General features: G+C 37.1%; 10 protein-coding genes. 3 read left to right on the forward strand and 7 right to left on the reverse strand.

Annotated features, from left to right (window positions below; all coding sequences use genetic code 11):
- Positions 1 to 3: 3 nt before the first annotated feature.
- Both ACS8FB_RS02495 and ACS8FB_RS02500 read right to left on the reverse strand, forming a co-directional pair.
- Positions 4 to 1,275, reverse strand: coding sequence for a 2-aminoadipate transaminase (locus ACS8FB_RS02495; protein ID WP_439260853.1), 1,272 nt, complete (start codon positions 1,273 to 1,275; stop codon positions 4 to 6).
- Positions 1,276 to 1,574: 299 nt separating this feature from the next.
- Positions 1,575 to 2,507: a LysR substrate-binding domain-containing protein gene (locus ACS8FB_RS02500; RefSeq protein WP_439260854.1), complete on the reverse strand. Its 933-nt coding sequence runs from the start codon at positions 2,505 to 2,507 to the stop codon at positions 1,575 to 1,577.
- A gap of 408 nt (positions 2,508 to 2,915) precedes the next feature.
- On the opposite strand from ACS8FB_RS02500, the gene ACS8FB_RS02505 reads away from it, so the two are divergent.
- Positions 2,916 to 4,166: a dicarboxylate/amino acid:cation symporter gene (locus tag ACS8FB_RS02505; RefSeq protein ID WP_439260855.1), complete on the forward strand. Its 1,251-nt coding sequence runs from the start codon at positions 2,916 to 2,918 to the stop codon at positions 4,164 to 4,166.
- A gap of 313 nt (positions 4,167 to 4,479) precedes the next feature.
- A complete protein-coding gene (locus ACS8FB_RS02510) occupies positions 4,480 to 5,265 on the forward strand; it encodes a hypothetical protein (protein ID WP_439260856.1) in 786 nt (261 codons plus the stop codon).
- Between the two features lie 36 nt (positions 5,266 to 5,301).
- Here the strand turns inward: ACS8FB_RS02510 and ACS8FB_RS02515 are convergent, their stop codons facing one another.
- Together ACS8FB_RS02515 and ACS8FB_RS02520 are read right to left on the reverse strand one after the other, a co-directional pair.
- Positions 5,302 to 5,622 (reverse strand): transposase, encoded by a 321-nt coding sequence (locus ACS8FB_RS02515; protein WP_439260857.1) that lies wholly within the window; start codon positions 5,620 to 5,622, stop codon positions 5,302 to 5,304.
- Complete coding sequence (locus tag ACS8FB_RS02520) at positions 5,573 to 5,923, reverse strand: IS630 transposase-related protein (protein ID WP_240991009.1); 351 nt, start codon at positions 5,921 to 5,923, stop codon at positions 5,573 to 5,575. Before ACS8FB_RS02520 ends, ACS8FB_RS02515 begins: the two co-directional genes overlap by 50 nt.
- A 670-nt stretch (positions 5,924 to 6,593) precedes the next feature.
- Here ACS8FB_RS02520 and ACS8FB_RS02525 point away from each other — a divergent pair.
- Positions 6,594 to 7,340, forward strand: a complete 747-nt coding sequence (locus ACS8FB_RS02525; RefSeq protein ID WP_439260858.1) for an IclR family transcriptional regulator — start codon at positions 6,594 to 6,596, stop codon at positions 7,338 to 7,340.
- A 143-nt stretch (positions 7,341 to 7,483) separates the two neighbouring features.
- On the opposite strand, the gene mmsB is transcribed toward ACS8FB_RS02525, so the two are convergent.
- The 3 genes from mmsB to ACS8FB_RS02540 form a co-directional block, all read right to left on the reverse strand.
- Complete coding sequence (mmsB, locus tag ACS8FB_RS02530; RefSeq protein ID WP_439260859.1) at positions 7,484 to 8,437, reverse strand: 3-hydroxyisobutyrate dehydrogenase; 954 nt, start codon at positions 8,435 to 8,437, stop codon at positions 7,484 to 7,486.
- 409 nt (positions 8,438 to 8,846) lie between these two features.
- Positions 8,847 to 10,334: a CoA-acylating methylmalonate-semialdehyde dehydrogenase gene (locus ACS8FB_RS02535; RefSeq protein ID WP_439260860.1), complete on the reverse strand. Its 1,488-nt coding sequence runs from the start codon at positions 10,332 to 10,334 to the stop codon at positions 8,847 to 8,849.
- A gap of 164 nt (positions 10,335 to 10,498) precedes the next feature.
- Positions 10,499 to 11,887 (reverse strand): GntP family permease, encoded by a 1,389-nt coding sequence (locus tag ACS8FB_RS02540; protein WP_179799091.1) that lies wholly within the window; start codon positions 11,885 to 11,887, stop codon positions 10,499 to 10,501.
- Positions 11,888 to 12,971: the final 1,084 nt, after the last annotated feature.

The following is a 12,971-nucleotide window of genomic DNA, read 5'->3' on the forward strand; positions in this document are numbered from 1 at the left end:
AGACTAAACAGCAGGGTTTTCATCAGGAATAGCGCAGAGCACCTTCTTTAAGATATCAAGGCCGGCTTGTAACGTTTCAGGCTCTATAGTCAGTGGCGGTAACAGACGAATAATATGTCGATGTTTACCACTAGGCATGAGCAATAGACCCTCCTCACGCGCTTGCTTTAAAACGCACGCCATTATACTCGGATGAGTGCCGTATTCAGAATGACGAAGCTCAATACCACGCATAGCGCCAATACCAGTGAGACCATATAACCAAGGCGAAATGCCTTCTTCTTGCCACTGAGCAATGGTATTCTCAATCGTTTGTGCATATTGATCGGCAAAGGCCCATATCTCGTCCTCTTGCATGATATCTATAGTTGCATTTGCTGCTGCACATGCGACCGGATTACCTGAATAAGTACCTCCTAAACTGCCTTTAGGTAAGCCGTTCATCACGCTAGCTTTACCTATTACAGCACCTAAAGGCAATCCTCCTGCGATACTTTTACCTAGTAGTATCATATCCGGTTCGATTCCTAAGTGCGGAAATGCAAATGGTGACCCTGTACGACCATAGCCTGATTGAATTTCATCCATAATCAGCAAAATACCATGGTCATCACAGAAAGCACGTAGATATTTAGCGAATGATGGTGACATTAATTGGAAACCACCTTCACCTTGTACTGGCTCTGCGATAATGGCGCCAATATTATTGACATCCGTCTCTACTTCAAATAAGCGGTTTAAAGCATCAATGGCATGCTGATCACTAACTTCATTATCTGGGCTGGGGAAAGGTATATGGTAGACGCAGCTCGCCAAAGGTCCTAGCCCGCGCTTATAGGGAGCAACCTTACCATTCAGATTAACAGCAGCAAGTGTACGTCCATGAAAGCCACCATCAAAAGCAATGACGCCGACGCGATTGGTTTTAAGACGCGCAACTTTTATGGCATTTTCAGTGGCTTCTGCACCGCAGTTGGTGAGCATACCTGCAAGCTCACCACTAATAGGTATGAGTTCACATAATCGCGGCATAAAGGTTTGATACGGTGTATGAGCGGCCGCATTATAGGCATAATGAATGAGGGATTGGGTTTGGTTAATAATGGCACTAACAATGTGAGGATGACAATGACCAAAATTTAAGACCCCTATACCACCCACAAAATCGATATAGCAGCGGTCATTAGTGTCCCAAACTTTTGCATTAACGCCTCTAGTCAAGGTTACTGGATGTACCATCGTAAAAGCATCTGTAACATTATGCATCTTATCCATGAGCTCTTTTCTCTTCCTTAAGTTAGATGCTCATTTCAACAAAATATTAGCTAGTCAACAAACGAATAATAGTTGTACTTGCATTCCTTTTATTCATTGCAGCAACAATCTCATACGGCAGTACTATTAAAAATAGCATACCCAATTAGTTCTCTACATTAACTTTGAGAGATAGAACTCAATCAAAGCTGTATTTTAGTTGAGTTAAAAAGTAATTACTCTTGATTTAAATAGATGTTTGATAAGGTCTTAATTCAGGATTAACTCTATATAAACAATAATAGTTAGAAAGTTAATCTCTATTCGTTACTAGACTCAGTATAACTTTCGATATAATTTGAAAGCCACTCCAAAACCATCCTTACTTTGTAAGAGTTACCTAAGAATAGTGGATATGTGACATAGTATGAGCCTCGACCTTGCATTACATGATCAAATACCTTTACCAGATTTTTAGACTGCAACTCCGATTTTATAAAATGAGATGGAACTAAAGCTATACCGTAGCCAGCTAAAGCTGCTGAAATACAGGCTTGAAAGGTATCAAAACGTGGTCCATCGATTGTTCCTTCAATATTAAGGCCCTGCTGCTTAAAGTATTCATACCATGCATTAGGCCTTGAGTTGAACTGTATAAAATTATAATTATCTATATTTTTAAAGCACATATCTCGATTCTGGAAATATGTCGGATTACATACAGCAATACTATACTCATCGAATAACTTAACAGTCTCCATTCCATCCCAAATTCCTGTACCGTATAAAAAGGCAATATCTACATTTTGGTCTTCTGAAAAAAACGGGCCTACCTGCTCTATTATCTCTAAGTTAATTAAAGGGTGCTCTTCACTAAACCCCTTCAAAGCAGGAATTAACCAACGGGAACATAAGGTAGGATGCGAGACGATTCTAAGTAATTCGCTATCATCATTGTGTGACAGTAAATTAGTGGTCGCTACCTCAATATGCTTTAAGATATTCAATACTTCAATATAATAAACCTTGCCGGCAGGTGTTAAGGAAATTTGCCTTGATGTTCGATAGAACAATGCTGTATTTAACAGCTCTTCTAATTGAGTCACTTGTTTACTAACGGCACTCTGAGTCATATGCATTTCTTGAGCGGCATAGGTAAAACTAGAATGTCTAGCAGCTGTTTCAAAGCATTGCAAAGCTTTAGTTGAAGGATAAGCTCTAAAACCTAAAGGACTACTCGTATCAGTTTTCATAATTTATTCTTAATCCAAAACATTAGTTATAATTGTATACATAAAATCTATATATCCATTAGTAAGAAAAAAAGGAATGCTTTCCATAATTTTATTCGCTTGTTCCAACAATTTAGGATGTTTAGTATCTTTAAATCATATGTAGATTCTGCTGTTAGGTATGCAAACATTAATTGTGTAAGCATATAGCTAGAAAATATGAGCTACAAAGAAGTGGGCAATGGAATTGTCTACAGTCACAGCACTCTCCTAATTACACTAAAATTAATTTATATCAAAAAGGAGTGGACAATGGAATGTCTACAATCACAATATTCTCTTGACCATCTCAATAACATCGCTTTTGCAATATGCATTAAGTATTGTAAATAATCGGAGATAGCAATGGGAAAAATTTGGCGTTGGTACATGAGTATGTCGTTTATGGTCAAGATGACCGGCGGCTTTTTAATTGGAATCTTGCTTGGAGTTGTACTTGGTGAACATAGTAGCTTTCTAGCACCACTCGGTACACTATTTTTAAACTTATTGAAAATGATCGTAATCCCGCTTGTAATATTTTCTTTGATGGTAGCGGTTAATCACTCAAACCCTAAAGAATTAGGTCGGATAGGATTAAAAATATTTCCTTTCTACCTCTTTTCAACAGGTATCGCAGTAGTCATTGGTATCATCTTAGCTAAAATAACAAACCCAGGGGCTGGTTTTTCTTTGCCTACAGAAGTTGTTATGGATGCTCCTGTTCGCCCCTCCTTTATAGATACACTACTGAATATGGTGCCGAGTAATATTTTTAATGCTCTTGCTCAAGGCAATATTCTAGCAGTAGTTTTTGTTTCCGTCATAGCTGGCTTAGCTATTTTGTTTATGCGCCATTCATTGGATAAAAAGCAGCAAGAAATGGGAGAGTTATTATTTAAACTCATCGAAGCTGGTAATGAAGTAATATCTAAAATCCTTAATGGTATCTTGATATATGCGCCTATTGGAGTATTAGGCATTACTGCTAATACATTTGGAACTCAAGGACTAGACACTGCTATCGCTCTTGGGAAATTCATCGGCACTTCATACCTTGGAGTAATTATCCTGGTTGGAGTTGCGTTCCCAATAATGATGAAAGTGTTTGGTATTAAAGTTATCCAGTTCTACAAGAATATTAAAGAAGCTGCTTTTACATCATTTGTTACCAGTAGTAGTATTGGTACTTTACCAGTTACTATTAAATGTGCAGAAAAGGCTGGTATTGGTGAACGAGTTGCAAAACTCACATTGCCTATCGGCGCAACAGTAAATATGAATGGTACAGCAATACGGTTTGGCGTTGCAGTTATCTTTGCCGCAGAAATTATGGGGATGACTTTATCAACGCCAGAGTTGGCTACTATCGTTATAATAGGTACTATGGCAGCTATTGGTACTGCTGGCGTGCCAGGAGCTGGATTAATTGGTATGTCTATTGTCTTTACACAAGCAGGCTTGCCGATTGAAATCGTTGCACTTACAGCAGGTATTAATATCTTAGTAGATATGATTTTCACTTTTGGCAACGTTGTTGGAGATTTAGTTGGTGCCAAAATAGTTGATCAAACTGAGAAGTGGAAAGGAGATACTATTGAGGAAAGCCAAGTAATTGTCACTTCAGAAGCTGTAATGTAAGGAGCTAATTATAATTTATTAGATTCTGATAAGTGAAATCAAGATGGGTTGATTGGCGTTACATATAATTATCAGTGAAATAAAAATATTTACGATCATATCAACCTATAGACCAAGTTTGATTACCTTACTTTAATTATTGAGTTTAGTTGATAATAGATCCAAAATACAAAGCCCTTACAACCATTGATTGTCAGGGCTTTTTGTTGTCTAAAATTTAGTAAGGTACAATTCTATAAAAACTATTTAATACTTTGTTGCCTGAACCCTTAAATCCGTAATAGAAGCAGAAGGTGAAACAACAAACGCGGGGATGGAAGTTCGTTTATGTCATATTGATGCAGATCCAGGAAAGGGTTTTGGGATTTTCGATAGTTCAATTCTTGGTCTTAGTGCTGAAGATCAAGCTAATAATATAAGAGATGCTGCTAGCATAAATTATGGAACTGCTGGAGATGCTTGGCTTACATACTTAACTGAGAACTTAGATGAAGTAAAAATGAAAGCTAAAGAGATAATGAGAGAGTTTAAAAGTTATTTTCCTGAGGTAAAGTCTCAAGCTAATCGGGTCTGCGATAGATTTTCTATATTAGCAGCAGCAGGTGAAATAGCAACTGAAGCTGGTATAACTGGTTGGGAGACCGGTGATGCTGTGAAAGGCGTAAAAGAGTGCTTTGAGAACTGGATTATGAATAACGGGCATGACGGAAATCAAGAAGAAAGAAACATTGTCAAACAATTGTCATTATACTTAGAAAAACATGCAAATAGTAAGTTCGAAAAGATCATATCTTTAAAGAATTCCAAAAAGTCTGATTCGGAAAATAATATTGAAGATGATAGCGCTTCGATCTCAAAAGTAGCTGGTAGTAGGTCCGGCTACTTTAGAGAATCAGATAAAGTCTTTCTAATCCCACCTAATACTTTTGAGGAAATATGCAAACCTTATTCTCTTAAAGCAGTCATTGAAACTTTAGTAAAACATGAATTAATAAAAGCAGATAAGGATAGTCATGGAACCTTAAAGATTAACAATCCAAATGTCGACTATACTCGAGCTTATGCTGTAAAAAAGAGTATTATGGATTATCGATTTTAACAATCGTGGATATGTTTTTTATTTTCGAGATAGCTATTAATCATCATATGCACTTAAATATCTTAATTGATTTACTAAGTTTACTTGTACGGTTTCTTCACCATAGCTCACAACGTACTCAAGCGCAAATAGCATTTTTTCATAGAGAGCTCCGATGACATTAGTACGTCTCGAAGCTTGCCAGTTGTAGCTATCGATACAGGGTTTACCAATCGGTGCATAGCCATGAGAACGAATGGTTTCAGCCTCAAAGCCGCTTTCATCCATATAGACAATGGGATAGCCTTGCTGAGTAAAGCGATCAAGCCTACTCTGGAATATCGCTCTTTTTATCGGACACGCTTTTGGATGTTCCAAGGTCTTTTTTTTGACTGATACCAAGACGCTTTAAAGCATTAAAGATGCCCGTTTTACTACAATTCAAGCGACGAGCTCTTTCATAGTTATAATCATCTGGGTATCTTTTTACGTCTTCAATTAAGGCGTCATCAGGTATTTTAGTCGGTGCTTTATTTCTGGTTGTTTTAGGCGCTAATTTCTTCTGCCAGCTGTGAATGGTGCTGGTGCTAAGTCCATAAAATAGCGCAGCTTCTCTTATGGTCATACCATCAGCTATGCTAGAAAGTACCTGTTTGCGATAGTCTATTGAATAAGTCATCTTTTATTTCATTAAATGCAATTGTTAATAAGATTGTATCGGTTTTATTTGGATTAGACTATAAACTATAACTTGTTGGGTGGTAAACACCCCAATATTATTGTGTCCGAAATATCATTAATCTCTCCATTACCATGGATTTATTTTACTCTGATTATTCGAAAAGACCCTAAATGCTATTGTTTATATAGTGTAGAAGACTGAGGTATGAAAGTTTTTCTCAGGTGATTTTGTTAATATCGGGGTTTGAACATAAAACTGTTATATAGATTTAAACGCGCTACTGGCATAAACTTTCCTTGCATGCGGCGTTCCCAGAGGCTGCGCAAAATTCATTCCAGTAACGCTATATTCTTTTTAAAGTGCGTCGACTATAGAGAAAAATAGAATTCTATTTCATATTCAAAACAATCCTTGTTAATTGATTCTAGATTAATTATATTTTTATTAATATAAAATAAATCGGGTTAAGCAACATCACTTTATTAAAATCATGAATAGGCCTTTAAAAATTATTGAATAACTAGCTATCGAAGAAATTTAACGCTATATTTTTAATCATTTAAATAAATAAAATTATGTTAAAATAACTATTATTTTTTTGATTATGCATACTAAGTAGTTATAAATTAAATATAATATTATTTTTTAATCTGGTTGAGCTTTGTTTATGTCTAAGGTGTCGTCGATTACCCGAGTACTAGAGATCGTTGAAATTATATCTTATGCTCCAAAACCACTCTCTCCGCTTGAGATATCGCAAATACTAGATATCCCTAAACCTACCACTCATCGATTGATTCAAAATTTAATTAATGAGGGTTTCGTAACAGTTGATATTGGTGGTGGTATAATTCCTGGTAAACGTGTGCGTAATCTGAGCCTTGAGCTTTGGCAACAGGGACAGTTCTTTAATAAGCGACAAATTATTTTACAAAAGCTAGTTGACGAAATTAAGGAAACCTGTGGAATTAGTGTTCCTTATTATACGAATATGATTTATACCGATCGTATAAACACAGTACTACCTCTACAAATATACCTACCTGTTGGATTAAAGTCACCTATATGGTGTACGGCGACAGGAAAGCTATATCTGAGCCAATTGAGTACCACTAGCCGTCACAAAATATTAAAGAGCTTATCACTTAATAAGTTTACTAGAAATACAATCATCGATTTCAATATGTTGAATGCTGAACTCGACCGTATCGCTGAGACAGGCATCAGTATTGATAATGAAGAATTCATCTCTGAGATGGTAGGAATAGCGGTACCGATAGTGGATAAAAAATCACGCTATATAGCATCATTATATTTGCATGCTCCTACAGTACGAGCTTCGTTAGACGATCTGTTGATACACGTGCCACTTCTTCGTACAGCCGCACATGATATTCAAGTATTAATGTATTAGCCAAAAAACTGACTGATTGATATAAAAAAATCCATCTGTACTAATAACCTAGGCTATTAGTACAGATGGACAATCTAGATAAATTCTTTCTAAATTTAATAAGTGTTTATTTCAGCACTTATTCATTACATATCATACTACCACTACAGTATCGAAGCATCATGACGTGCAATGATGCTTGAAAAGTCTTTATCACCATGTTGGACAGAATGGACATCATAGAGCTCAGCTGCTTTCGAGCCCATCGGGATATCCACTTTGGTTTCTGAAGCCGTTTGCATAGCAAGATTTAAGTCTTTGTTCATCAGTTTAGTCATAAAACCACCTTTATAACCATTACTTGAGGGTACATTGTTCATCACTTTTGGATAAGGGTTATAAACCTCTAGTGTCCAATTACGTCCTGAACTTTGCAACATAATATCTGACAACACTTTTGGATCTAAGCCATTTTTGACACCTAGATTAATCGCCTCTGCGGTTCCTGCCATCAAAATACCTAGCAACATATTATTGCATATCTTTGCTACTTGCCCCGCCCCATTATTGCCAGCGTGAAAGATATTCTTACCCATTGATTCCAGTATAGGCTCGGCTCTAGCATATGCCTCAGTACTACCACCTACGATAAACGTCAGGTTTCCTGCAATTGCAGCGCCTGTACCACCTGAGACTGGCGCGTCTAAAAATTCAATGCCATATCTGTTAGCAGCGTCCGCTACCATGCGTGCATCTGCAGCTGCTATAGTACTACTATCGATAACTAATGTACCTTTTGGTAATCCCGACAGTAATCCCTCGTCATTCAGATAAACAGAGTGAACATGCTTTCCAGCAGGTAACATAGTAATAACAACTTGTGCATTATTCGTCGCATCTTTTGGACTATCAGCAACTCTAGCACCTGCTTGATGTAAACGCTGGGTTGCAGCTTCAGAGAGATCAAATACCGACAGCTTATAACCTGCCTTTAATAGGTTCTCTGCCATTGGCGCACCCATGTTACCAAGGCCGATAAACGCAATATCTGGCTTTGAAACATCATTAGCTGATGTACTATTATTATATTTTTCTTTTATTGTTTCCAATGCATTCATATCATCAATCCTTGACAGTCATATTATTAATTTATCTTTATCATTAATAATATTTTAAATTCACTTTAAATATATATCGCTTATGAACTTAAACACTTTTCAAAAATTTTATTTTCTTATATCAAAATAAGAATATTATTCGATAAAAATAAAAAATCCTAAAATATTTACATGTTAGTTAACTATCTAAAATTAAATTTATTTTTTATTCTAGATGAACTAAATACTTTCTATTATAAAAACTATAAAGCATAAGAAAGAGATACATAAGTAGATTACTTAATTTTTAATTTAGCAACTCCAATATAGAGACGGCACAAGAAAATGATTTCAAAAAAATCTTTATAAGTTTAAACCTAAAGAATCTAGAAAAATAAAAATGTGCCGCCAAAATATATTGGATTAATGATTACATTGAAATAGTGGTATTGACTTTACCACGGCTTGCTTCATCATCGAACCAACGTGCAGTAACCGTCTTAGTGTGAGTATAGAACTGTACTGCTTGCTTACCATAAGGACCGAGATCACCAAGTTTACTGGCACGCGAACCTGAGAATGAGAACATCGGTAGTGGCACAGGAATTGGCAAGTTAATACCGATTTGACCAACCATAATATCCTGTTGGAACTTATGCGCAGCCGCTCCTGACTGAGTAAAGATAGCGGTACCATTACCGTTTGGATTGGCATTAAGTAGCTCAATCGCCTCATCCAGGTCAGCTGCACGCATAATACAAAGCACTGGGCCAAAGATTTCTTCTTTGTAGATTTGCATATCACTTGTGACATTATCAAAGATGGTCGGCCCTACGAAGTTGCCTTTCTCATAGCCTTCAACCTTGATACCGCGACCATCAAGAAGTAGACTGGCGCCCTCTTCAACCCCAGTACCAATCAGATGCTCAACACGGGCTTTTGCGGCAGGAGAAATCAGTGGGCCTAAATCTTTGTCGTCTTTACCTGCTGAAACCACTAAGCCTTCTGCTTTGGCTTTGATATCATCAACCCATTCCCCTGCTGCGCCGACTAGAACCACAACTGACAATGCCATACAACGTTGGCCAGCAGCACCAAAGGCAGCACCCGCGAGCTGATTGAGTGTTTGTTCTTTATTGGCATCAGGTAGGATAACGCCATGGTTTTTGGCGCCCATCATGCACTGTGCACGTTTGCCAGATTGACTAGCACGCTCATAAACATGCTTTCCAACGTGGGTAGATCCAACAAATGAAACCGCTTTGATGTCTGGGTGATCACAAATAGCATCAACTGTCGCCTTGCCACCATGCACCACGTTTAGCACACCTTCAGGGACGCCCGCTTCTACTGCCAGCTCAATCAAACGCATGGTGACCATTGGGTCTTGCTCAGAAGGTTTAAGGACAAAGGTGTTACCCGTAGCAATCGCCATTGGGAACATCCATAGTGGAATCATCGCTGGGAAGTTAAACGGGGTGATACCAGCACAGACGCCAAGTGGCTGCCAAACACTATAAGTATCAACGCCTGAGGCAACGTTTTCAACATAGTCACCAATCTGTAAGTTAGCAATACCCGCTGCATGCTCAACCACTTCTAAACCACGGAACACATCCCCGCGAGCGTCAGCGATAGTCTTGCCCTGCTCTGCTGTCAGAATTTCTGCCAGCTCATCCATATGCTCACGAATGAGTGCTTGATATCTTAAAAAGATACGAGCACGAGTAGTGATTGGCGTTTTGCGCCACGTTTGGAAAGCTTTCTGGGCGGCAGCGACGGCCTGATTGATCTCATCGTCAGTGGTTTGTGGGACTTTAGCGATGACTTCTTGCGTGGCAGGATCGGTGATATCAATCCATTCGCTGGTATTAGAGTCAACGAATTGACCATTGATAAGTTGTTTAACATGTTGCATAAGATATCCTTATCTTTTCAGATTTTGTTTCAGGTTAAAAAAGTGAGCCTATATAAATTAGATCTTATAGAAATATCTATAATAATGATACGATCAATATCATTATACAAGAAATTCACTAAGTGGCAATTGTTTCTTTAATTATGTATATAATAATTTTTTCTCTAGAAAGATCCGAACATAGTACCTAGGAAGATGACTAAAGTTAGAGCAACTAAAGGGATAACAACGGCTACAGCAAATATATCTTTATATGATTCTCTATGGGTTAAGCCACAAATAGTTAGCATTGTTATTATTGCACCGTTATGTGGTAGTGAATCCAAACCACCTGAAGCCAGAGAAGCTATACGATGCATTAGTTCAGGGTCGATATTGTATTGTTGTGCCAACTGCATATAGTTTGCGCCCATAATTTCTAGAGCGATGCCCAAACCGCCAGAAGCAGAACCTGTAATACCCGCTAAAACGTTAACCATAATTGCTTCTGATATAAGAGGGTTTCCAGGTGCAATCCCCATAAGGTATTGCTTGATGACAGCGAAGCCTGCAAGAGTAGCAATCACAGAGCCATAACCTACCTCTGAAGCGGTATTGAAGATTGGTAGTAAAGAACCCGTCGCACCTTTATTTAAACTATCTGCCACACTGTCTATTCTTTTAAAATTTAAGACAATAACAAAAAGGCAGGCTAAAAATAACGACAAAATAATAGCCCAAATTCCAATAACTGAGCTTAGTGTTATTCCTCCAAACTTCTCATCGGCTAAATAACTATTATTCCATAAAGGTATTACCACCTTTGAAAAAACATAGTTTCCTACGATAACAATGACAATTGGTAGCAGAGCCACCCAAAAGTTAGGGATATTCATACCAGAATGAGGCTCTTTCTCATTCAACGTATGATTTCCATAACCTTCATTGTTGATACCTGCAATGTGTAATTGGCGATGCATCCATAGCATCCCCCCACCTAGCATAACTATCGCTGCAATAATACCTAATCCAGGAGCTGCAAAAGCATCAGTCTCAAAATACGGCATAGGAATGACATTATGAATTGCAGGAGAACCTGGTAATGCCGTCATCGTTAGTGTTAGAGCGCCAATACAAATTGCACCAGGTATAAGTCTTTTAGGTATGTTTGCTTGTTTAAATAAAGAGGCAGCAATAGGGTATATTGCAAAAGTGACGACGAATGCTGATACACCTCCATAAGTTAATATAGAACATGCAAGTACTACTGCTAACAAAGCATGTTTATCCCCCAGTTTATTAACTATATTACGGGCGATGCTATAAGCATAACCAGAATCTTCCATCAGCTTGCCAAAAATAGCACCCAATATAAATAGTGGGAAATATTTGACAGCAAAACCTCCTAGACCCTGCATAAACACTTCAGTATAAATACCCATGGTTTGGCTGCTTTCACCACTCAAAACAACAGCTAAAATAGCGAGCACAGGGGCCAAAACCAATACACTGACACCTCGATAGGCAAAAAACATTAGCAATGCCAAGGATAATAAAATAGCAAAAATACTCATGGTTTCGATTTCCTTCCATAGAAAAAGATGTGCTGTGAAATAAGTGATTCAGAGGGGCTAAAAAGTATTATTGCAATAACATCTAAAAAAATAGTATCAATTGGTCAGACTATAAAACCTTTCATAGTAGAAAGATTTTTCCTATATTTTTATTAATATGCCTTTTATATCTTGATGTACCCTCAATGACTCTCTTAATAAAATGCAAGATAATTTATAACTTAATAATATCCTGTAGAGTGACTAACGATTCTGATTATCATCATTAATTTGCCAACGAATTGAATGACAATTGTTTGTTAAATAAAAAGAATGATTGGTACATGCTAGATGGATAAGATGCTTCGTTAGGTTTTATCACTCGAGAAAATAAGCATGAGGGTTGAGTATTCATGATGGCTATCCTTAGCACGAACTAATATGGTTAACAGAACTATGATAATTTAAGTTGTAAAAACATACTTTGAAGTAGTATTTAAAAAATATTACTATCAAAACAAAATAACCGATACAAAATGTATCGGTTTAAAATTTAACAGAGCTGCAAACGAACGTCAATCAATAAATACTTAATTCTGTTAATTTGGCTGTATAGACTGGGCAAAAGTACATTCATAAATATGGATTAATTCACTGTAAACAACCAAAATTCCGTTATATTCAGTGTACTAATTAGGAGAGAAATACAGTTAATGTCTTCATTATCTTGATCATAAATATCAGTCTGATTGATATCGCAAAAGAATTTACTATCTACAAAAATAGCTTAATAATTGAGCCTATTTCTCCATGCTACGATATGTCAGCCTACTAAAAACACGACATCAGACCTTTCTACTTGCTATAACGATAATATTTGTTCCTTTAATACTTGTTATTATAAAAATATCCTGTTAATTTCTTATAACGATATAATATATATCGTTATAACGATGTCTTTATATGCAGATTCCACATGATAAATATATCAACAACTCTACTACCTTTATGATTGTTGATGTACGTAGCTCAGCGTGTCATTTCTTCTTATTACTATTAGTCGTGTTTGTTACGCTTTTAACGAGTGCAGTGTGTCTAGAGCTGG

The organism is Psychrobacter sp. 1U1 (assembly GCF_051847535.1).
Classification (GTDB): domain Bacteria; phylum Pseudomonadota; class Gammaproteobacteria; order Pseudomonadales; family Moraxellaceae; genus Psychrobacter; species Psychrobacter saeujeotis.

Bases quoted from the DNA above. Each gene is read 5' to 3' on its own strand.
- ACS8FB_RS02495 (WP_439260853.1), bottom strand. From the start codon at position 1,275: ATGGATAAGATGCATAATGTTACAGATGCTTTTACGATGGTACATCCA.
- ACS8FB_RS02500 (WP_439260854.1), bottom strand. From the start codon at position 2,507: ATGAAAACTGATACGAGTAGTCCTTTAGGTTTTAGAGCTTATCCTTCA.
- ACS8FB_RS02505 (WP_439260855.1), top strand. From the start codon at position 2,916: ATGAGTATGTCGTTTATGGTCAAGATGACCGGCGGCTTTTTAATTGGA.
- ACS8FB_RS02510 (WP_439260856.1), top strand. From the start codon at position 4,480: ATGGAAGTTCGTTTATGTCATATTGATGCAGATCCAGGAAAGGGTTTT.
- ACS8FB_RS02520 (WP_240991009.1), bottom strand. From the start codon at position 5,923: ATGACTTATTCAATAGACTATCGCAAACAGGTACTTTCTAGCATAGCT.
- ACS8FB_RS02525 (WP_439260858.1), top strand. From the start codon at position 6,594: ATGTCTAAGGTGTCGTCGATTACCCGAGTACTAGAGATCGTTGAAATT.
- mmsB (WP_439260859.1), bottom strand. From the start codon at position 8,437: ATGAATGCATTGGAAACAATAAAAGAAAAATATAATAATAGTACATCA.
- ACS8FB_RS02535 (WP_439260860.1), bottom strand. From the start codon at position 10,334: ATGCAACATGTTAAACAACTTATCAATGGTCAATTCGTTGACTCTAAT.
- ACS8FB_RS02540 (WP_179799091.1), bottom strand. From the start codon at position 11,887: ATGAGTATTTTTGCTATTTTATTATCCTTGGCATTGCTAATGTTTTTT.